Origin of the sequence: Lentibacillus halodurans (assembly GCF_900112045.1) — a bacterium.
Classification (GTDB): domain Bacteria; phylum Bacillota; class Bacilli; order Bacillales; family Amphibacillaceae; genus Lentibacillus; species Lentibacillus halodurans.
In genome coordinates this window covers 29,009-49,986 of sequence record NZ_FOJW01000002.1, presented here as the reverse complement: position 1 = coordinate 49,986, position 20,978 = coordinate 29,009, and the positions used below count along the sequence as shown (strand labels likewise).

Annotated in this window: 20 protein-coding genes; 3 read left to right on the top strand and 17 right to left on the bottom strand. The window is 42.5% G+C overall.

The window, feature by feature from the left end:
* Positions 1-115: 115 nt before the first annotated feature.
* The 4 genes from BM195_RS02900 to BM195_RS02885 form a co-directional block, all read right to left on the bottom strand.
* Positions 116-2,005 (bottom strand): ABC transporter permease, encoded by a 1,890-nt coding sequence (locus tag BM195_RS02900; protein ID WP_090233352.1) that lies wholly within the window; start codon positions 2,003-2,005, stop codon positions 116-118.
* Complete coding sequence (locus BM195_RS02895) at positions 1,980-2,744, bottom strand: ABC transporter ATP-binding protein (RefSeq protein WP_090233348.1); 765 nt, start codon at positions 2,742-2,744, stop codon at positions 1,980-1,982. The genes BM195_RS02900 and BM195_RS02895 overlap by 26 nt, the downstream gene beginning before the upstream one ends.
* A 107-nt stretch (positions 2,745-2,851) precedes the next feature.
* Positions 2,852-3,853 (bottom strand): sensor histidine kinase, encoded by a 1,002-nt coding sequence (locus BM195_RS02890; protein WP_090233344.1) that lies wholly within the window; start codon positions 3,851-3,853, stop codon positions 2,852-2,854.
* Positions 3,850-4,557, bottom strand: coding sequence for a response regulator transcription factor (locus tag BM195_RS02885; RefSeq protein ID WP_090233341.1), 708 nt, complete (start codon positions 4,555-4,557; stop codon positions 3,850-3,852). Before BM195_RS02885 ends, BM195_RS02890 begins: the two co-directional genes overlap by 4 nt.
* A 766-nt stretch (positions 4,558-5,323) precedes the next feature.
* On the opposite strand from BM195_RS02885, the gene BM195_RS02880 reads away from it, so the two are divergent.
* Positions 5,324-6,238, top strand: coding sequence for a zinc dependent phospholipase C family protein (locus BM195_RS02880; RefSeq protein WP_090233339.1), 915 nt, complete (start codon positions 5,324-5,326; stop codon positions 6,236-6,238).
* 123 nt (positions 6,239-6,361) lie between these two features.
* On the opposite strand, the gene BM195_RS18185 is transcribed toward BM195_RS02880, so the two are convergent.
* The 4 genes from BM195_RS18185 to BM195_RS02865 all read right to left on the bottom strand — a co-directional run bounded on the left by BM195_RS18185 (position 6,362) and on the right by BM195_RS02865 (position 9,627).
* Complete coding sequence (locus tag BM195_RS18185) at positions 6,362-6,514, bottom strand: hypothetical protein (protein WP_170848128.1); 153 nt, start codon at positions 6,512-6,514, stop codon at positions 6,362-6,364.
* 41 nt (positions 6,515-6,555) lie between these two features.
* The gene (locus BM195_RS02875; RefSeq protein WP_090233337.1) at positions 6,556-7,827 is read right to left on the bottom strand and encodes an MFS transporter; all 1,272 of its coding nucleotides are present in this window, start codon (positions 7,825-7,827) and stop codon (positions 6,556-6,558) included.
* 263 nt (positions 7,828-8,090) lie between these two features.
* On the bottom strand, positions 8,091-8,324 hold the full coding sequence (locus BM195_RS02870; protein ID WP_090233334.1) for an IDEAL domain-containing protein: 234 nt from the start codon (positions 8,322-8,324) through the stop codon (positions 8,091-8,093).
* Between the two features lie 103 nt (positions 8,325-8,427).
* Positions 8,428-9,627 carry an MFS transporter gene (locus BM195_RS02865; protein WP_090233331.1) on the bottom strand — a complete coding sequence of 400 codons (1,200 nt, stop codon included), beginning with the start codon at positions 9,625-9,627 and terminating at the stop codon, positions 8,428-8,430.
* A gap of 224 nt (positions 9,628-9,851) precedes the next feature.
* Here BM195_RS02865 and BM195_RS02860 point away from each other — a divergent pair, with 224 nt between their 5' ends.
* Positions 9,852-10,718, top strand: coding sequence for a cation diffusion facilitator family transporter (locus BM195_RS02860; protein WP_090233328.1), 867 nt, complete (start codon positions 9,852-9,854; stop codon positions 10,716-10,718).
* Between the two features lie 168 nt (positions 10,719-10,886).
* Here the strand turns inward: BM195_RS02860 and BM195_RS02855 are convergent, their stop codons facing one another.
* Together BM195_RS02855 and BM195_RS02850 are read right to left on the bottom strand one after the other, a co-directional pair.
* Complete coding sequence (locus BM195_RS02855; RefSeq protein WP_090233326.1) at positions 10,887-11,180, bottom strand: AzlD domain-containing protein; 294 nt, start codon at positions 11,178-11,180, stop codon at positions 10,887-10,889.
* Positions 11,180-11,905: an AzlC family ABC transporter permease gene (locus BM195_RS02850; protein WP_090233320.1), complete on the bottom strand. Its 726-nt coding sequence runs from the start codon at positions 11,903-11,905 to the stop codon at positions 11,180-11,182. The genes BM195_RS02855 and BM195_RS02850 overlap by 1 nt, the downstream gene beginning before the upstream one ends.
* A 616-nt stretch (positions 11,906-12,521) precedes the next feature.
* Between BM195_RS02850 and nhaC the strand changes: the two genes are divergently transcribed.
* A complete protein-coding gene (gene nhaC / locus BM195_RS02845) occupies positions 12,522-13,886 on the top strand; it encodes a Na+/H+ antiporter NhaC (RefSeq protein WP_090233316.1) in 1,365 nt (454 codons plus the stop codon).
* 132 nt (positions 13,887-14,018) lie between these two features.
* Here the strand turns inward: nhaC and BM195_RS02840 are convergent, their stop codons facing one another.
* The 7 genes from BM195_RS02840 to BM195_RS02810 all read right to left on the bottom strand — a co-directional run bounded on the left by BM195_RS02840 (position 14,019) and on the right by BM195_RS02810 (position 20,869).
* On the bottom strand, positions 14,019-14,783 hold the full coding sequence (locus BM195_RS02840; RefSeq protein WP_090233311.1) for a cobalamin-binding protein: 765 nt from the start codon (positions 14,781-14,783) through the stop codon (positions 14,019-14,021).
* A 120-nt stretch (positions 14,784-14,903) separates the two neighbouring features.
* On the bottom strand, positions 14,904-15,656 hold the full coding sequence (gene map / locus BM195_RS02835; RefSeq protein WP_090233309.1) for a type I methionyl aminopeptidase: 753 nt from the start codon (positions 15,654-15,656) through the stop codon (positions 14,904-14,906).
* A gap of 237 nt (positions 15,657-15,893) precedes the next feature.
* Entirely contained in the window at positions 15,894-16,652 is a 759-nt protein-coding gene (locus tag BM195_RS02830; protein ID WP_090233307.1) for a (S)-benzoin forming benzil reductase, read from the bottom strand.
* A gap of 118 nt (positions 16,653-16,770) precedes the next feature.
* Positions 16,771-18,138 carry a dipeptidase gene (locus tag BM195_RS02825; protein WP_090233306.1) on the bottom strand — a complete coding sequence of 456 codons (1,368 nt, stop codon included), beginning with the start codon at positions 18,136-18,138 and terminating at the stop codon, positions 16,771-16,773.
* A gap of 178 nt (positions 18,139-18,316) precedes the next feature.
* Positions 18,317-19,450, bottom strand: coding sequence for a bifunctional cystathionine gamma-lyase/homocysteine desulfhydrase (locus BM195_RS02820; RefSeq protein WP_090233303.1), 1,134 nt, complete (start codon positions 19,448-19,450; stop codon positions 18,317-18,319).
* Positions 19,451-19,469: 19 nt separating this feature from the next.
* A complete protein-coding gene (locus tag BM195_RS02815; protein ID WP_090233299.1) occupies positions 19,470-20,387 on the bottom strand; it encodes a PLP-dependent cysteine synthase family protein in 918 nt (305 codons plus the stop codon).
* Between the two features lie 14 nt (positions 20,388-20,401).
* Positions 20,402-20,869 (bottom strand): S-ribosylhomocysteine lyase, encoded by a 468-nt coding sequence (locus tag BM195_RS02810; protein WP_090233295.1) that lies wholly within the window; start codon positions 20,867-20,869, stop codon positions 20,402-20,404.
* Between the last annotated feature and the right edge of the window lie 109 nt (positions 20,870-20,978).

Genomic DNA, 20,978 nt, shown 5'->3' with positions numbered 1-20,978 from the left:
CGAGTGTTAACCGAATTGACAAATCAAATGGAAAAAACGGCTTCCACTTCACCTTTCAAGCGAAGAACCGGAAGCCGGTACTGATGTCATCAGCAAACAATGTGTACCTGTACTTTTAAAAAATGGCACGCCTGATCTGCTTTGTATAAAAATATCTCACAACAACAAAGTAGATGATCTGGATGAAGGCAAACGCACCAAGTACCAATGCCGATTCATTGACAAGTGAGAAGTCAAATAAATGTGACAGAGCAGTCAGGGCGACAGCTCCGTGAATCAAAGCGACAACAATTGGAGCAAAAAACAGGAGTGCTGTCTGACGGTTGATGACTTTCTTCAATTCCTTATCCGTTAAGCCCATTTTTGCAATCGTCCTGAATTTTTCCTTATCATCATCAAGGTCGGTATACAGACGAAAATATAAGAAACTTCCGGCAGAAACAAAGAAGACAATGCCAATGAACAACCCAATGAACAAAATCGGCCCGTACACTTTATTGATTTGATAGAGCGAAAAGTCTATAGCCACGAGGTTATAGCTGTCAATTTGGTCGAATATCGCTTCACCTGCCTGAATCAGTGCATCCTCCTGCCCTTTATCAGCCATCCAGGCAACCGACGTTTCTACAGTATCTGGCTGCGGCAACTGTTCATACATTGCATCACTGATGATATAGTATGAATACATCTCAGGTAAAACTGACGATTCCATCATTCGATCAGGTTGTATGGCTGTACCATCCGTCAATTCAACCGGGTCATCCATCAACCTGTCCGTTTCACTGTCAGGTTCAAGCACTCTACTGCTGTCTGATACGACAACTGCCTCATTATCCTCAATTTGTACTGTTTTTTCGCCAAGCAGATGCGCAAAAAGGTTATATTGGGATTCATTCGTAATCAATACTTCACCGTCATCACGGCTGAAATAGGTCATGTCGATAATACTCGAATCAGCATCTATATCATACTTATCCATGGTCTCCTCAATAACTTGAACATCCTCCCGTATAGCGTCTTCATCATTTTCCGGAGACGATGTATATAAAAATGAAAATGGATTCGCCTCTGTCATACCCCTTGTAAGGTACGATTGAGCACCATATAATGACCCGATTGCACTAAATGCAACAGTCGAAATAATTGCCACCATGAAAAACGACCGCGCGTTGTCCTTCATCCGGAAAGATAGATCCGAGAAGAGCACCATGTTCGTTTTCCGCCAAAAGATCCCCTTGCTGCCCTTCAATCGCCGGATCACATAAACGCTTAACTGTGTAAACAACAAATACGTCCCAATCGTGACCACAATAATCACCGGAAGCATGGCCATGACTACCTGCATTCCTTTCACATATAAAGCCGTCATATAACCTGAAGCAAGTAGGATTACAGCAATGACTGTCAAAACGACAGACGCTTTCGGCTCGCCTTTTGACTGTTTGTCTGCCTTGATCAAGTCAACGAGTCTGCGAGTGCGTAGAATAAATGATACGAATAGCGAGATTAACAAAAAAAGCACAATAAATGACACAAACGTTAGGATGATGGCCAACAGTGGAAAATAAAAATGAAGCGTTTCATCAATGACCAGTACATTTTCGGCGAGCAGAAGAATGGCCTTTGCAAAAACAAGCCCGAGTAAAATCCCGCCCAATGTCGCAAAAAAGCCAATCAGCATGTTCTCCATAAAAATCATCAGCCTGATTTGTCTTGTTGTCATCCCATGCATCATCAAAAGGCCGAATTCCCTCTTACGCGATTGCAAGAATGAACTCATCGAATACAGCACAAAGAAAAAGGAAAACACATAAATAATGCCGCCGGCAATGGCCATGCCGTACAGCACTTCCCCCCGAACTGATCCGTCCATAAAAGTCGGGTGAAATGCAAATATAGCAAATGTAAAAAAGATCATTACCGTAAACAGGCTGCTCAAAAAATAAGCAACATACAGACGCTTGTTGCGGATGACATTATTAACCGCGAACTGGCGAAAAGTCACTGTCATCCCCTCCCATTAAGGAAAGCGTGTCAATAATGCTTTGGAAAAACGTCTGCCGGCTTTTACCGTGATGGATTTCTGAATAAAACTTCCCGTCCCGGATGAACACTACCCTGTCCGCATAGCTTGCGGCCTGCGGATCATGCGTGACGAGCATCATTGTTGCTTTTTCTTGTTTATTAAGTGACGAAAGCATCCCCATGACATCTTTGGATGCTTTGGAATCAAGGTTTCCTGTCGGTTCATCGGCTAGAAGCAGTTTAGGCTGATGGATCATCGCTCTGGCAATTGCTGCTCGTTGTGCCTGGCCACCGGAAATTTCATGGGTTCGCTTGGTCATGATGTCAGCGATGCCAAGTTTTTCAGCAATGGCATTAGCCTGCTGTTTCATCTCCTTGACACGTTTGCCGTCCAATGTCAGTGGCAGTACCATATTCTCCTCCACTGTCAATGTGTGCAGCAGATTGAACTCCTGAAAGACAAATCCCAGCTCGCGGCGCCGAAATCTAGCCAGTTCATTTCGACTGAGTGCATGCGGATTTTTCCCTTCAATCAGCACATCCCCTGTTGTCGGTTCATCGATAGTGGCAACCATATTGAGTAGTGTCGTCTTCCCGCTCCCCGATGGACCCATGACACCGACAAATTCCCCTTTTTCGATTTCGAGATCGATATTTGACAAGGCTCGATAGGCGATTTTGCCTTCATACACTTTACTTACATTCTGGACTTGAAGCATGTCTGTACTCCTTTCATCGGCGTGTGTGATCACACACGAAAAGTATCATCAGTCAACAGTGTACCGCCCTTTGTCCTGGCAAACGATCGATCATCCTTTCAGTATCCTTACATTTTTGTAATGTTTTGCGCAGGTGAAAAAACAATGCGGATTGTTGTCCCTTTGTCCACAATACTTTCCATTTCAATCCTGTGTCCCAAATAATCGGCTACCTCTTTTGCGAGAAACAGCCCCATGCCGGTGGACTCCCGGAACTTGCGTCCATTTTTTCCAGTATAAAACGCATTGAAAATCCGCTTTCTGTCTTCTTCAGGAATGCCGACACCGAAATCTGTCACTTCAAAGATCACCGACCCGGCACGTTCATACAGTGAAATAACCATTTGTCCGCTTTTTCCCGCTGAATATTTCACCGCATTTTGAATGAACTGTGTCATGATGAACAACAGCCATTTCTCATCTGTTTCAACAGTGATTCCGGAACGTTCTTTTTCCAGTTTAGGGTAGACCTCGTTGCGGATGAAAAAACGCTTGTTTTCCTGGTTGACTTCTTGAACCAGCTTTTCCAGTACGACCGGCTTAATCCGAAAGTCCTGTTCGATGGTGCGGAGGCGTGCCATGTACAGTACGGTATTCAGCCCCGTTTTAATGCGATCAGTTTCTTCACGAATGTTCGATGATTCCGGCTCGTCAAGATTTTGGGCTGTCAGTTCAATGACCGAAAGCGGTGTTTTCATTTGATGAACCCAGCGATCAATGAACGTCAAATGTTCTTCTTTCTGCGCCTCGGTTTCACCAATTCGCCGCTCATACATCCTGTACTGTGACTTCAACAATTGATCAAGTGCTTCAGCAATCGGCGCCTGATCCGTTTCCTGCAATGATTCATCAAGCGATTCGATTGGCTGTTCGAGTCTTTTGTAAAACGCGCGTCGTGTTATATAATAGTAGAGAAGATAACTACTGAATAAAATGAATCCCAGAAAAATCGCATAGAGAACCGTTCTGATGTTCCGGTAGCCGTCCAGCCAAAGAATAAGAAAAATAAGTCCGAACTGCACAATCTGCAGTCCGATTAATAATCGATGATCCTTGATGAACAGCTTCATAACTCCTCTGCCCCGTTCCATGTCACATGCAGCCGGTATCCCGCGCCCCGGACGGTTTCAACTGCACCGGTGATTCCAAGCTCCTGAAACTTTTTGCGGACCCGTGTCATATTCACATTAAGCGTGTTTTCATCCACATACATTTGATCATCCCACAGTTTTTCCAATAAATCTTCACGACCGGCGACCCGGGGATGCCTGTCCATCAAACTTTCAATAATATCCGCCTCTTTTTTGGTTAGGGTTACCTCAGCCGTCCCAAACCTGAGCTCAAGTCGTTCAGGCAGCAGCTTCAGTCCATCTTTCTGTAAGATGCGCTCTTTGTTACCCGCGGCATATTCCCCGTATGCCCGGCGTAATTGGCTGCGGATTTTAGCCATCACGACGTCCGAGTGGAATGGTTTGGTAATAAAGTCATCTCCCCCATTTTCCAGCGCCATCACCTGGTCCATCTCCCCGGTCCGGGCGGAAATGAAAATGACCGGACAGATCGATTCAAGGCGGATTTGCCTGCACCAATAAAACCCATCAAAACGGGGCAAGTTGATATCAAGCAGGACCAAATCAGGCCGAAACCGACGAAACGAGTCCATCAGGTTTTCAAAATCATCAGCATTCAAAACATCATAGCCATATTTTTCTATAAAGGTGTGCAAATGTCCGGCTATTTTCGGATCATCTTCCACAATCATGATTTTCTCCACGATCAACCCTCATTTCATACTGTACTTTGGTATCATTATAACACTTGAATCAATTTCATAATGGCTCTTTTAAAAAATACAAATACCTGCAAAATATTTAACAGGATTTTTTTAAAGCTGTAATGATTGTTGGTAATCCAGCCACAGTCCGAATACACTTCGCTTTTCACGGGCGAGTGGCAAGCCTCCTCAGACATACGCCCTGTGGGGTCTTGCTTATCTCTTACTTACCGCAGGAGTCTACGTGTATTCGGACTGCTTAGCGCATGCTTCTTATCAAATGGTAACGATATCAAAATGAACTATGGCGCGTTTGGCTGTACGACTACGAACATTACCTAGCTGAAAAAATCCTTTGGGTGGGTTCCATCTTATATAATTCTTGAATATCAAATAAGCCAGTTTGTCGTATAGTGGTCATTGGAAGTACTCCTCCAGTCTTTTTGGGACGTTTTGGTCAACTACCATTATACAAGATTGGGGGAGGTACTTCCTTTTTTACGTTTACGAACCTTTGCGACATAAGGATTAAGTATGAAATTTGCTCATTTAATTAGTTTCTCTAAAAAATCATCAGGACAAGGTACAGCAGTATAAATGAGATCATCAATGTGTGTTAACTTAAATGATTCATTTTAGTCACAAAATAGTAATGATTTTGATATGTTTTTGAACCAATTTCTTTTATACTATATAAACGAGGATTGTATTAATAAGTCCGGTAAAATGAAGCATCGTATTTCTTTATATTAGGGGGGATCCTATTATGCCGAATATTTGGACACATATTCTTTTTTGTGAAAATGTGATGGATGCAATTGAAAATCCTCATTCATTTTTGCATGACGAAGCATATATGAAACTGGGAGCTCAGGGACCGGATCCCTTTTTTTATTATCATTTCTGGCGATGGATGAAAAATGACCCCGTAAACGAAATCGGGCAGAAGATGCATCAGGAAAGATGCGGGGCATTTCTAATGGACATCATTGAAAGAGCAAAGCATATGGGTAATCAAGCCAAAGCGTACGTGTTCGGTTTTATAACACATCACATTCTGGATCGCAATGCACACCCTTATATTTACTACCGCGCCGGATATGAAGGAAATAAACACCAAAAACTAGAAATCATCATTGATACCTTGATGATGGAAAAATACCATCATTTAAAAACGTGGAAGGCACATGTGTATAACGAAATCGATGTGGGATTCAAAATCGATCAAACCATATCCGAAATGCTGCATACAGCCATTAGAGCACATTACCCCGAAACCAATCAGGAATCAGCGGTCTATATACAAAAGGCATACCGAGATATGAAATTAGCCTTGAAACTATTAGCCGATCCATATGGCTGGAAAAACACACTGTTCAAGCCGCTGATTTCTCCCTTTTCACATCAGCCCGTCAACAATGATGCGGATTATTTGAATTTGGAGCACACACCCTGGCACGATCCGGCAACAAATGAACCGAGTACAAAAAGCTTTATCGATTTGTACAATCATGCCTGGACGGAAGGAATTGAAATCATGACAGAAGTGATTGCGTACTGGAATACAGGTGATATCACCAGTCAAAAACGGCTGCGTAAACTGATTGGGAGCATTTCCTATGATACAGGTAAACCACTGTCATTAAATCTCGAAAATAGACATAGTGAACCGATTGTTTAGGTATTGGAAAAAACGAAGGCTTCTTTATAATTGAAAGCCTTCCGTTTTTTATAAGGGCGGCCATTATTAAGATATTATAACGTAAAATGAAAGGACACGAATAGCCGTGCCCACTCATTATAGCTATTTAAAAAGCTTTCGCAGCATTTTACCTGTGCCTTTACCAGCTGTTCTGCGTCCAATTCGTTTACCGACATTCCCTTTTTTGACCGCATTGACATCACCTAGTATTTTAGCAATTGAATATAGCAACTTTCGAACATTATTAATCCGCATAACAGTCACCCTCCCGCACGTATATTTTCATTCTGCCCTTATCATTTAGCATACTGTTTCGCCTGTTGAACGCCTTTTTCGATATTCACAAACCTTAATAAAATGATACCGGCTATAAAAAATACAATAAGCGATATCATACCCATTCGGCTTGATCCAGTCAGTTGACCGACCAGTCCAAACAAAAACGGACCAAAAACAGCTGCAAATTTTGATGAAATGCCGTAAAAACCAAAAAATTCAGCTTTTTTATTGGCTGGAACCATCCTTCCGTAAATAGATCTACTGAGCGATTGTGCCCCACCCTGGACCATGCCAACGCATATAGCAAGCAGATAAAAATGCAGGGCAGATGCCATGAAGTAACCAAAAATGACAACAGCTATATAAGTATACAACGTCATATAAAGTGCTCTTTTGGCTGTTATTTTTGTCGCTAGCCAGCCGAAGAAGAACGTGAATGGAATACCGACAAATTGTGTGATCAAAAGTGCGATAATCAATGAATTGGAATCAATCCCAATTCCGCGGCCATAAATTGTCGCCATTCTGATAATAGTTGAGACTCCATCATTATACAACCAAAAAGCCAAAAGGAAGATCAGCAAATACTTGAACTGCTTTATCTCTTTAAATGTGCTGACAACCCTGGAAAACCCGATTGCAGCATAGGACCTGTCTCGCTTTACCTTTGTTTTTTTCTCTTCCTGTATATTTTTAAAAAGCGGGATTGAAAAGATAAACCACCATAAACCGACAGAAGCGAACGAAAGCTGGCTGGCCGTAGTAACATCTGGAATACCAAACCAGGAATATTGTGTAATTATCAAAATATTGATAGCCAATAATATGCCGCCTCCTACATATCCCCATGCAAAACCACCTGCTGAAAGCCGATCCAGCTCATCTTCATTCTTGGCAATCTCCGGCAAAAAAGCATCATAAAACACATTCGCACCTGAAAAACCAATATTGCCGACAATCAGTAAAATCGAGGCAAATATGTAATCTCCTTCTCCAACAAATGCCAGCAGGATACTGGCAATCATCCCCATATAAGCAAAAAAACGCAAAAATTTCTTCTTTGACGCCGAAAAATCACTGATCGCCCCCAGTATCGGTGCTAAAATGGCAACAATTAAAACTGCAATCGATTGGGAATACCCCCAATAGCTTTCTGCTAAACTTTCCTCCAGACCTGCAGCAGCAACATCATAATAAAAAACCGGAAGAACTGCTGCCATAATCGTCGTGGCAAACGCGGAATTCCCAAAGTCATATAACATCCAGCTAAAGGCCGTTTTTCGTTTCATAAATTCCCCAACCCCCTTTATTCCAGCATACCAGATAAATCATCAATCAGGATTAATTTTATGTAAAAATGTCAGTCTAAAACGGCCAAATAGGGAGGAACATCGTAAATATTCTATTTTAAACATCAATATAACGATTGTTATACCACCTTTGCCAATTACAATCCGTTTTTGGTAGTAATCAGATTGTGGATCTCAACAAGGTAATTTCCGATTAAAAAAACCTTACCAAACAAAGGCAAGGCTTTCTTGTAGATTCCAGGTCATTCCCAGATATAGCGTCTGTATTCCTCACTTAATTGTTCGAATTTTTCCTTATCCCCTGTATCAATGGCATGATTAATACCAGATTCGAGTTTCCATTTATTCCAATTAAAGCATATTTCATCCAATACTAATTGTGCTGATAGTTTCAGTTCGAACGGGACATCTTTTTTGGCTACAATGGCATTTCCAGCATAGCGGTAAAGCTGATAAACCACTTTTTGCTTCTTCAATGGAACATTCCCCCTCGTTCCTTTTTCTTATTATCCTAAATAATAAAAATATTTGCAAGTATAAATTCATGGGAGAAATAAAAATCTGCATAGAACGCCACAGCTATGGTTTTATATTCCGGTATCCCAAAAAACCAGCTACTAACGCAAAAATAGCCAATACACTTGCCATCCAGCTAATGTTACCTTTCATCAAAACCGCAATTACCGGCGGTCCTGCTGCAACACCGATAAAGCGCATCGCACTATAAATTGATGTAATGACTCCCCGTACACTTTTTTCCAGACTTTCTGTAATGAGTGCATCGAGGCAAGGCAGTGCCATACCGATACCTGTTCCGCATACAAGAAAGATTGTTAACAAGTATACAGGATGATCCATAAATGGAATAACTGCAACAGATGCTCCAGTCAGAATAATGCCGATAAATGTAACCCACTTCATGACATTTAATTGATCCTTTATTTTTTTGCCCGTTATAAACGAAGCAACAGATAGTGCTAATAATGGAACCGCAAGCAGTATCCCTTTCCAGATACCTTTGTAATCATACTTCTCTTCAAGAATACTGGATAAATAAAACAAAAAGCCAAACAATACAAACATTAAGATGGCACCGATTATAAATACGGCCATCAGCCACCTGCCGTGCTCTGTCAGAACGTCTTTTGCAAAACCGATATATTCTTTAAACCGTGTCTGCTTTTCCTCTTCTCCCTTATTTTTAATCAGGAACGTAACCATTAAAACAGACACAGCACAAAAAACAGGAATCGAATAAAATGGAAGATACCATGCGATCGCAGCAAGAGCAGCTCCCAAAATCGGACTTAACACTTTTCCGACAGTATTGGACGTTTCAATAATACCGAGTGTGGTACTAGCTTCCTTGTCATCTTTAAACATATCTCCAACAAGCGGAAGGACAATTGGAAAAGCCCCTGATGACCCGATCCCCTGCAATATTCTTCCCGCCAAAATGATTAAAAATGGATCACTCATCAGCTGGGATGCCAGGCCGGCAACCAACCCACCTGCCCCAGTAATGATTAATGAAGGAATAATCACCCTTTTTCGGCCAAACCGATCCGATAAAAACCCTGCTACAGGAATTAAAAAAATAGCGACAACGGAATAGACCGTAATGATATAGCTGGATTGCAGCTTAGAAATACCCAGTTCTTGCTCCATAACTGGCAGGATTGGAATAAGCATTGAATTCCCCAAAGTCATAATCAGCGGGATCGATGCCAATGATATAACTGCCCAGCGTTTTTCCTGTTCTTTTTGATGATCTACCATGATCTTTCTCCTTCTTCTTTATATAATCACTAAAATTACTATTTACTTGCAAGTAAGATTTATTCCCGGTGATTTTTTACTTGTGGAAACACACTTCGTTGAATACAAAATAGATAGCAATGGAACCTGATGTTTCTCTGGACTCACCGGATGGAACTCTGATAGACTGTTATAGCTATAGCTTGACTTAACAGTAAAATGGTTGTTCAAATGGAGGCTATTTCATGGATCAAGCAGATCACTTAAAAAAGGGAGAAAAAGGTGCCTGGATCAGTATTTGTGCATACATTGTTTTAGCAGCAGCCAAACTGATCATTGCTTCGATTGGGAATTCTCAAAGCCTATGGGCAGACGGTTTAAACAACACAACCGATGTGATCGCCTCGGTAGCGGTATTAATTGGTCTGAAAATTTCAAGGAAGCCCCCTGATGAAGATCACCATTATGGCCATTACAGAGCAGAAACGGTCGCATCCTTATTCGCAGCATTCATTATTGTTACAGTCGGTATACAAGTTATTATCGATACATTCGGACAATTATTCGCTGAAGGAAATACCCAGCCGGGTATGCTCACAGCCTGGACTGCACTGGCAGCCGCTGCTGTGTTGTTTTTCGTGTACTTGTATAATGTCTCTCTTGCCAAAAAAATTGGCAGCAGTTCACTCTATGCTGCTGCGCAGGATAACCGTTCCGATGCTTTGGTCAGCATCGGAGCTTTTGCAGGGATAATCGGTGCACAATTTGGCCTTTACTGGCTTGACCCGCTGGCCGGATTGATTGTTGGTATCATCATCTGCAAAACAGCATGGGATATTTTCAGGGAAGCAACACATACATTAACGGACGGATTTGATGAACAACAAATCCGGAACATAAAAGAAAGCATTGCGAAAGTACCGGAAGTTAAAAAAGTAGTGGATGTAAAAGGAAGAATACATGGGAGCCAGGCATTTATCGACATCACGATTCTCGTTAATCCGAATTTAAACGTGAAGGAAAGTCATGCCATAACAGAAAGAATTGAGAAATTACTCCGGGAGAAACATAATATTCCGTATGCACATATTCATATCGAACCTTATGAATGAGAGAGGCTGGGGACGTTTATAAAACAAAAATCCGAACAAACAAAGCAAGATATACTCTGCTGCGGAAATATACGCCACTAAAACGGACTATTGGTCGTCTTTTAAGCCCCTTTACTTTACCAGCCTCTTGGAAATGAGTATATACTTTGAACGTTCGTAATACGCTTGTTACATTGTCAGCAGAAAAACCGTCACAATAGCCCCTATGACAACTAAAATAATATTCAAACCCAGGTACGCAAGGCCAGCAGCTGCCAAGCCGCCCAACAGACCAAACAGCGGCTGATCAGGGATAACATTTAAAATGCCCGGAAAAATAAGCGCACCCAATGCCGCAAACGGAATTGCGTTCAGCCAGCGATTTACCCAATCACGAAACTGCAGCCTGTCAACGATGAATGCCGGAATGATCCTCGGAATCATGGTAACAAGTGCCATTCCAACAATAATTGCAATGATCATTATTCTTCCCCCTTGAGCAGAAATACACCGCTTAATCCGCCCAGCACCGTCCCGAACACAATGGCCCAGCCCTCACTCATGAATTGGCTGCATATGAGATTAATAAGCATTGCGATAAGTGCAACAAGACCAACGCGCCACTCTTTTTTTACAGATGGAACAAGCAGGCCGATAAACATGGCATAAAGTGCGATTCCCATACTCTGACTCAGTTGTTCAGGAATAATTTCTCCAAGCACTCCGCCCAGAAAAGAGCCTATAATCCAGGCTGTATAAGCTATCAGGATCAAAGCGGTATAAAAATAAGCACCTTTTTCCATTTTTGCTTCTTTTTTATGTAAAGACGATACGGCAAACGTTTCATCCGTCAATCCAAGTGATAAAGGCAGTTTCCATTTTAGCCCGATATCTCGCAAACGGTTCATAAACGACAGACTCATGACAAAATGACGGAAATTGAGCACAAAAGTAGCTACAATAATTTCGACAGCCCCCGCACCAACCGCAATCATGTTCGCACCCATAAATTGGCTGGCACCGGCAAACACCATGACACTCATTAACGTTAATTCCGTTATGGTCATTCCTGCCTGTTTTGCCAGTACACCGTATGTGATTGCAATCGGCAAATAACCAAGCATGATGGGAAAGCCCACTGCAATCCCTTTTCGAACCATTTGTATTGCCATGGATGAATGCTGTTTATCCCATGCCCCTGTATTCATTCCCGTCCCCCTTTCCAAAACGAAAATTAAGATTATTATAACTTAATTCATCATCAATAAAAAGCAATTGATCTCAGAAAAAATTTTCACATTGACAAATAATGAACATACCATGTATAGTCAATATAAAATTTTAGCTGAATAGGATAATCCGTGAATGCGCAGTAGAATCTTTTTCCCGGCAGCAATCAGAGATGGGACGGCTGGTGGAAGTCCCGGCAGAATAAGACTCGAATTACACATTCAGGTTTGACGGATGTTTTTTTTGAGTGGATGGGTTCCTGAAATGTTGATTCAAAGGGTGACTGCTAGTGACGTTTGAAGTTCATTTTAGTCGTACGCATCAATCAGGGTGGTAACGCGGAGTATTGCTTCGTCCCTATCTAGGGATGGGGCTTTTTTATTTTTATCCCGCCTTGACTGGAAGCACATACCCCATTCAATGGTTTATAATGGGGGAAGCTGTCATGAAAGGTCCGATAAGTTCTGGTAACTATCAGCGGGGTTGAAACAGACTCAGAATTAAGACGACAATCGCCCATGGCTGCACTGACTCGTTCTGTGCAACCTTTCCCGCTGAGTGGAAGTACGATATTAGAAGAAGGAGTGATTCAACATGTTTTCGGTTCAGCCAAAATATCATCCCAATCTCAGTGAGTCGATTTTATTTTTCATTTTAACAGTAGGTCTCATTAGCTATTTTCTGATCGGACTGGGAACCGCACCACACATTCCGATATTGATTGCAGTGATGCTAACTGTTACGTATGGCCTCATTAGACGGATCTCGTTTAAAGATCTTGAAAAAGGAATGATTGCTGGTGCCAAATCCGGCATGGCAGCTATTTTCCTGTTTTTGTTAATTGGAATTTTGATCAGTAGTTTGATGATCAGTGGTACGATTCCCGTATTAATCAGCAGCGGTTTTACGTTCATTGGCGGGACATGGTTTTATGCAATTGTATTCGCCGTTACAGCGATTATTGGTGTATCACTCGGAAGCTCACTGACAACAACAGCAACGATAGGTGTAGCCTTTATCGGGATGGGCAGTGCAGTGGATGCTTCCATGGCAATTACAGCTGGTGCAATTGTTTCCGGTGCATTTTTCGGTGATAAAATGTCGCCTTTGTCTGACACGACCAATCTGGCTTCCACCATTGTTGAAGTCGATTTATTTGATCATATAAAACATATGGGCCTGACGACAATCCCGGCATTTCTTATCTCATTTATTTTCTTTGCGATTCTGTCACCAAACGAAGCCATTACTGTTGAAAACCTTGATACGTACAAAGCAAGTCTTGATGCAACAGGATTAATGCATTGGACTTCATGGATTCCGCTCATCATCCTGATTTTGGCAACTATTTTTAGAGTGCCAGCATTTATTTCACTGGCTGTCAGCAGTGTGATTGCAACATTACTCGCCGGTATAACCAGTGAGCTCTCATGGTCTGATATATGGGAGATATGGTTCAACGGGTATACAGCTTCAACCGGTTTTGAGCCTGTAGACAGTTTATTGACAAAGGGTGGCATCAACAGCATGCTATTTACTATTTCACTCGTCATTCTGGCACTTGGATTTGGCGGATTATTGTTTGTTACCGGCATTATCCCATCCATTTTGTCGTCATTCCAGGAAAAACTGCAAAAAATTCGGGCTATCATCATTTCTACAGCTGGAACAGCGATTGGTGTCAATGTACTGATTGGTGAACAATATCTTTCTGTCATGTTGACCGGTGAAACGTTTAAAGGCGTTTACCAAAAGGCTGGGTTATCCAACAAGGCACTTTCCCGAACATTGGAAGACGCCGGAACAGTCATTAATCCGCTCGTTCCTTGGAGTGTATGTGGTGTGTTTATCGCTGATGTCCTTGGGGTTCCTGTGCTGACTTACTTGCCATTCGCATTCTTCTGCTTGTTAAGCCCGCTCATCACGATATTTTTTGGTGGAAGGGCCTTGAAAGGATAGACCGGATGCTGTTCGTTTCAGGCCGAAGTTCCCGACCTTTGGCGGAAGTTCTTGTTAGATTAAACTTACGCAGCATGAATTTTCCATCTTTATTCCGGGTATGAAGAATCCCCTCAGATCAGGGGATTTTTTTCACTCCAGTATAGATGTCAATTTACGCAATCCTTCAAGAAGTCTTGGTGATGGCCTGCAAAAAAGGGATTCTTCGAGAATATGAATATTATCTTCCTGGATGGCTTTCATCTCGTGCCAGCCAGGTCTCCTCCGAACAAGATCTGGTCTCATTTTGGACTCCTTTACGCCTACCCACACCATACAAATATGATCAGGATCACGTTCTTTTACATCGTCCCAATTTGTTTGAACACTTGCCACATTTTCTGTCGCAAAAATATTTGACGCTCCGGCGAGACGACTGATTTCAGTCAGCCAATTGCGGCCTCCCGGAGTAAAAATCGGCTTTGGCCACCATTCCCAGTATAAGCGCGGTTGATATACCTTTTCAGCAGCCTGCTCACGAAAAGATTCCACTTCTTTACGAAAAGCAGTCGCCTTTTTTGCGCCAAGCGACTTATCACCCAGTACAGATCCAACTGTCTCAATATCATTTGCAATTTCTTCCAGCGAGTTGGGGTTCAATATGATGTAAGGCAATCCCCGATCATCCAGTGCTTCAATATTTTTTCCCATACCGGGAACACTCAGCGAGGCAAGTACCAAATCAGGGTGTAATTCCTCCACCTTGTCCATATCAATCGAAAGGTCCGGACCTACTGCCGGCAGTTGCTGTACTTCTGATGGCCAATCAGAATAATTGTCAACACCAACCATCAAGTTAGTTTTACCAAGATATTCAACAATTTCCGTGTTGCTGGGACAAATTGAAACGACACGCATGAATAGCTTCCCCTTTCAGAAAACAGCGTCGGCTTATTACTCCCCAGAGACAAGAACTGGAAAGCAGCAAATAACATTTCACCTGCATTCGAGTCTTTTACATATTCAAAATCTCAATCTTTACCTATCCTGATCAGTTATCAGCAACGGGCCGTCTTTTGTAATCACCACTGTATGCTCATATTGTGCTGAGCGGCCTTTATCGACTGTTCGTGCAGTCCAGTTGTTGGTATCCATCTTGCTTTGCCAGCTGCCTTCGTTGATCATTGGTTCAATCGTAATCACCATTCCGTCTTTAAGCCGCGTTCCTTTGTTCGGTAAACCGAAATGCGGGATGTGCGGATCCTCATGAATGGTTGGACCAATGCCGTGACCAGTAAAGTCACGTACGACTGAAAAACCTTCCCCTTCAGCATATGTTTGAATTGCATGACCGATATCTCCAATTCGATTACCGACACGCGCCTGTTCAATCCCTTTATAAAGCGATGTTTTCGAAACCTCCAGAAGCTTTTCACCTTCCTCATCAAGTGTGCCAACCTTATATGTCCATGCAGAATCGGCCAATCCACCATTCAAATTGACCACCATATCGATCGTGACAATATCACCATCGATAAGCTTTTCTTCTCTTGGAAAGCCATGACATATCTCATCATTGACCGAGGCACAAGTTGCATATGGATAATCGTTGAAACCTTTTTGCTCAGGTGTTGCACCGTGTTCAGCGAGGAATTTTTCCACAAAGCTATCAATTTCCTTTGTTGTAATTCCCGGTTTAATCATCCTTGCTATTTCTTTATGACATGCGACAAGCAGATCACCCGCCTTCTGCATTTTTTCAATTTCGCGTATACTTTTGCGTGTAATCATATGTTTCTTCCCTTCTGCAAAATCTTTAATGGATATGCAAACATTGCACATTCATATCAGTTTCGTCTCAGCAATTGTATCATAATTTGCTGACAATCATTCACCATCACGCCAGAAAAATGCAGAGGAGCGAAAGTGTCCCCTGCACTACTATATTAACCTGCCACCAGCATTATCACGGTCAAGTACTATAACCTATGCTTTTTTATCCGGTTAGGGTGGGCGCAGATATATGATTTAAAGGTAATCAGTCACGCGATAAATTTTTCCATTCACGACATTCGTCTCATCCGTCAAAATATCAACCAAAACACCGCCGACTGCATCAGTACTTTCGAGCATGTTATGCTGCTTGTACTCCTGGAATTGTTCAACCTCCATAAATGCTTCCTGATCGCTTTCCCGAATTCTTTCCTGCATTTCAGTATCCATAATTCCCGGACTGAATGCGATGACTTTACTTTGCGTTTGCAATTCATCCTGTTCCAATGCGGCTGTTTTCGTGTACATATTCATACTTGCCTTGGACGTACAATAGGCACTCCAGCCGTAAACGGGGCGTTCTGCAGCACCCGAAGTGATCGTTGTACTGATAAACCGAATATCCTGTTCAGCAGCTTTTTTCAGAAATAAATTCGTCAGTACCATTGGCGTTGTTGTATTCACTTGGATATGATGTGCCACATCAGCACTTTTCGTATGCATGGATTGATCAATCGGTTCCAGCACCGCCGCATTGTTGATTAAATAAACAGTTTCCGGGTGTTGTGAAAATATATCATTGCTGATCTGATAAAATGTCTCTTCCGTTTTTTCCAGATTACCTAGATCACAGGAATAATGCTGATACATAACATTATTCTCTGCTGCAGTATCGCCAAGTTTATCATTTTTACTCCGGGAAATGCCTGTCACATGAATTCCCGATTCCATTAAAATTTTGGCGATTGATTCCCCTAATCCTTTAGATACACCGGTTATAACTGCATGTCGCATAAAATGCCCCCCCTATTCATTCGTATTTTATTCTATGTTACCCGAGTTCATTTTGTTGAAAACAACTTTGATTTGTAATGATAATAATTTGTCCACGACTGCAGTCAGGTCAAACACATTATGCGTTTACTTCTGCCCAGTAACGAACCAGCGTTTCCATTCCTTTATCAAAACTATCCAATGGGAAACTTTCATTCGGTGAATGAAGACGATCATCCGGTGTACCAAAGCCGAGTAAAACAATTGGAATGTTATAAATATCTTCAATCCATTCAACAACCGGAATGGATCCGCCCATCCGCACATAAACCGTGTCTTTGCCAAATGCTTTCGTATAACTTTTGGCAGCTTTTTTGATGAGTGGATGATTTGGTTCTACCTTGTATGCTTTAGCTGATAGTTTTTCCTTTTTAACATCAACCGTTACACCTGAAGGAGCGGTCTTATGAACATGCTGCTCAAGTATTTTTTGTATTTGCTCCGGTTCCTGGCCTGGTACAAGACGGCAAGTAATTTTCGCTGTGGCAGTTGATGGAATAATCGTTTTGGTTCCTTCGCCCTGGTAACCGCCGTACATACCATTGATTTCAAACGTCGGTCTCCCCATTGTATGTTCTTTAGCGGTGTAGCCTTTTTCAGATGCAGTCTCCTTAACACCGGTTGCTTTTTCGTAATTTTCACCCTGCACATTCTCAATTAATTCGCGTTCTTTATCGGACAGCGGCTCAACACCATCGTAAAATCCATCAACCGTAATAACTTCATCTTCATTCTTCATCGATGCCAAAATATGGTTTAACTTCATGATTGGATTTCGGACTGCTCCACCGTACATTCCTGAATGAAGATCATGGTCAGGTCCGGTCACATTTATTTCAATGCCGGTGAATCCTTTCAGTCCGTATAAAATGGTTGGCTGGTTTTGGGCAACCATCCCTGAATCCGAAATAACGGCAAAATCGGCATTAAACTGATCCTTTTTGTCTTGCAGGACATCATAGAGATGCTCACTGCCGATTTCCTCTTCACCCTCAATACAAATTTTAACATTTAATGGTAGTTTTCCTTCTGTCTTCATATATGCTTCAAACACTGCCAAATGCATGAATACCTGACCTTTATCATCACTCGAACCACGGGCATAAATACGGCCGTCCCGCACTTCTGGTTTAAACGGATCGCTCTTCCATTGATCGATCGGATCGACAGGCTGCACGTCATAATGGCCATAAAATAAAACAGTCGGCGCATCAGATCCGGCTTGATTATATTCAGCATAAACCAATGGGTGTCCGCCGGTATCGTGCTGCTCTGCATGATCAAACCCAATATCATTTAAATAATCTTTCAAGAAATTCGCAGCTTCTTGAATATCTTTTTTATGTACACTATCCGTGCTGACACTCGGAATCGATAAAAATTCATTTAACTTTTCCAGTAGAGACGTGCGATTTTCTGATAAATAACGTAATGCCTGCTCACTCATCACCCATTCCTCCCATTCATTTTGTTTTATTTTAGCATATAATACGGCAGAAAGACGAACCGGGCGATCAGATGGGGTGCCTTCTGTTAATACTCTCGCTCTTCTGAAGATATTTCTGCTCATCCCTGGATCGGCTCAAAAAAAGACAGCCTTCATAAAAGACTGCCTCCTTAAAAAACTATTTCAATGCTTGTGCCAGATCTTCAATCAAATCGTGCGCATCTTCAATACCGACTGATAGTCTGATCAGTCCGTCCGTGATACCTAGTTCATCCCGCCGGTCTGCCGGAATTGATGCATGTGTCATTTTGGCCGGTACCGAGATAAGACTTTCCACTGCTCCCAGGCTTTCAGCAAGTGTATAATACTGTACCCGGCTTAAGACTTTTTCGGCTTCCTCTGCACTGCCTGCATCAAATGAGATCATTCCCCCAAAACCGACTGCCTGGCGTTTGGCGATGTCATGTCCGCGGTGAGATGTAAGCCCAGGGTAATAGATTGTACGTACTTTTTCATGATTCTCAAGAAATTCCGCTAATTTTACGGTATTCCGTTCAATGGCTTCCATCCGAATGCCGAGCGTTTTAATACCACGCATTAAGAGCCATGAATCCTGTGGGCCAAGCACTCCTCCGGCCGAATTTTGAATGAAATGAATTCTTTCGGCCAAATCCTCGGCATTAACAGCCAAAAGTCCTGCCACAACATCACTGTGCCCGCCAATATATTTCGTTGCACTATGCAGGACAATATCAGCCCCCAAATCCAGCGGTTGCTGCCAATACGGTGTTGCAAACGTATTATCAACAATTAACAGCAGGTTATGCCTCTTCGCGATCTCTGCCATTTTAGCAATATCGGTGATTTTTAACAGTGGATTTGTCGGTGTTTCGATATACAGTGCCGTCGTATTGTCGCGAATGGCTGACTCGACTTGATCCGGATAACTTGTATCCACGTAAGAATGATCCAGATTAAACCGATTCAGGACGTTTGTCATTAAACGGTAGGTGCCGCCATAGACATCATCGGTCATAACAATATGATCACCTGCGTCAAATAACATCATAACAGAGGTGATTGCAGCCATGCCGGAACTGAATGCAAAGCCCGTTTTTCCATTTTCCAATTCAGCAACAACGGTTTCCAGCGCATGACGAGTCGGATTACCGGTCCGGGAATATTCGTAACCCCGGGGATTGCCTGCTGAATCTTGCTGATAAGTGCTAACTTGGTATATTGGGACAGACACAGCACCGGTTTGTTCATCCCCTGTTACACCGCCATGTATCATTTTCGTTTTCGCTCGCATCATTCCATTCTCCCTTCATTCATCCTGGATAAATACCCTTGCTCAAGTAACGGTCGCTTCCGTCAGGAAAAATCGTGACAATGGTTGTTCCAGGTGTAGCGTTCCGGGCTTCCTTTAGTCCCGCAAACATAGCTGATCCCGATGAACTGCCGATAAGCAGTCCTTCTTTTTCAGCCAATTGTTTCGTCAGCCAAAATGCATCTCTATCAGCTACCGTATAAATATCATCAACCAATGATTGATCAAAAAAGTCAGGCAAAAATTCCATGCCTATTCCCTCTGTTTTATGCGGACCAGGTTCCCCGCCTGCGATAATCGATCCCTCGGGTTCCACGATCACGGACCGGACATCCGGTTTTTTTTCCTTCAAATACCTGGACACGCCCATAAATGTGCCACTTGATCCCGCACCAGCTACGAAAACATCAATACTGCCATCAAGGTCATGCCACAATTCTGGTGCGAGTGTTTTATAATAAGTGGCTGGATTTGCCGGGTTGGAAAATTGCTGTGGTGAAAAACTGTTAGGAATTTCATCCAGCAGCAACTCTGTCTTCTTAATCGCACCGGCCATACCCTGATCACTTGGTGTATGAACAATGGTTGCCCCTAATGCTTGCATTAATTGCTGTTTCTCCATACTGAATTGCTCAGGAACGCAAAAAATCACCGATAAATCTTGATTAAGTGCGGCCAAAGCCAGACCAATCCCGGTGTTTCCGGCAGTGGGTTCAATGACCGTTCCACCAGGCCTGATTTTCCCGTTTGATAATGCATCATGTATTAATTTAGCCCCTAATCGATCCTTCACACTGCCGCCCGGATTATAAAATTCCAATTTCGCATATAAACGAACACCCTCTGGAAGAGAGAATCCGGTTATCTCCAGTAATGGTGTTTCGCCAATTAACGCATGAATGGAATGGTATATTGCCATCGTTTCGTCGCCTCTTACTCTGCAAAGACTTGCTGCCACTCATCTTTTTTACCCAGCATGTCCTTGGCAATGGTTTTTGCACCTTCAAGACTGTGATTAGCAGCCCAGCCACATTGCACTTCATTGCATGCCGGTACTTCATCTGCATTCAGTACATCCTGAAACGTATTTTCAAGTGCTTCAATTACATCGTCGTAGCTGTCATTATTGAGGATGGACAAATAAAACCCCGTCTGGCATCCCATCGGCCCGATATCCAGTACATTATCCATATGGTTGCGGATGTTTTCTGCCATCAAGTGTTCAATCGAATGCAGCCCGGGCATATCCATATGCTCTTGATTCGGCTGTTTAAACCGAATATCATACTTATACACTTTGTCACCATTGGAACCGGATGTCACACCAACAAGCCGTACATACGGTGCTTTTACCTTCGTATGATCAAGGTTGAAACTTTCTACGTTCATTTTTTCTGCCATGATAAATCGCTCCCTATTTATTTTGGCTGTTTTCGTATCCATTGTTGTTTTTTCTTCACCGCGTTGACATACACTAGTGCTCGTTGCATTGTAAGTTTTTTCGGTGAAA

Bases quoted from the DNA above. Each gene is read 5' to 3' on its own strand.
- BM195_RS02895 (WP_090233348.1), bottom strand. From the start codon at position 2,744: ATGCTTCAAGTCCAGAATGTAAGTAAAGTGTATGAAGGCAAAATCGCC.
- BM195_RS02890 (WP_090233344.1), bottom strand. From the start codon at position 3,853: ATGAAGCTGTTCATCAAGGATCATCGATTATTAATCGGACTGCAGATT.
- BM195_RS02880 (WP_090233339.1), top strand. From the start codon at position 5,324: ATGCCGAATATTTGGACACATATTCTTTTTTGTGAAAATGTGATGGAT.
- BM195_RS18185 (WP_170848128.1), bottom strand. From the start codon at position 6,514: ATGCGGATTAATAATGTTCGAAAGTTGCTATATTCAATTGCTAAAATA.
- BM195_RS02875 (WP_090233337.1), bottom strand. From the start codon at position 7,827: ATGAAACGAAAAACGGCCTTTAGCTGGATGTTATATGACTTTGGGAAT.
- BM195_RS02865 (WP_090233331.1), bottom strand. From the start codon at position 9,627: ATGGTAGATCATCAAAAAGAACAGGAAAAACGCTGGGCAGTTATATCA.
- BM195_RS02860 (WP_090233328.1), top strand. From the start codon at position 9,852: ATGGATCAAGCAGATCACTTAAAAAAGGGAGAAAAAGGTGCCTGGATC.
- BM195_RS02855 (WP_090233326.1), bottom strand. From the start codon at position 11,180: ATGATCATTGCAATTATTGTTGGAATGGCACTTGTTACCATGATTCCG.
- BM195_RS02850 (WP_090233320.1), bottom strand. From the start codon at position 11,905: ATGAATACAGGGGCATGGGATAAACAGCATTCATCCATGGCAATACAA.
- nhaC (WP_090233316.1), top strand. From the start codon at position 12,522: ATGTTTTCGGTTCAGCCAAAATATCATCCCAATCTCAGTGAGTCGATT.
- BM195_RS02840 (WP_090233311.1), bottom strand. From the start codon at position 14,783: ATGCGTGTCGTTTCAATTTGTCCCAGCAACACGGAAATTGTTGAATAT.
- map (WP_090233309.1), bottom strand. From the start codon at position 15,656: ATGATTACACGCAAAAGTATACGCGAAATTGAAAAAATGCAGAAGGCG.
- BM195_RS02830 (WP_090233307.1), bottom strand. From the start codon at position 16,652: ATGCGACATGCAGTTATAACCGGTGTATCTAAAGGATTAGGGGAATCA.
- BM195_RS02825 (WP_090233306.1), bottom strand. From the start codon at position 18,138: ATGAGTGAGCAGGCATTACGTTATTTATCAGAAAATCGCACGTCTCTA.
- BM195_RS02820 (WP_090233303.1), bottom strand. From the start codon at position 19,450: ATGCGAGCGAAAACGAAAATGATACATGGCGGTGTAACAGGGGATGAA.
- BM195_RS02815 (WP_090233299.1), bottom strand. From the start codon at position 20,387: ATGGCAATATACCATTCCATTCATGCGTTAATTGGCGAAACACCATTA.
- BM195_RS02810 (WP_090233295.1), bottom strand. From the start codon at position 20,869: ATGGCAGAAAAAATGAACGTAGAAAGTTTCAACCTTGATCATACGAAG.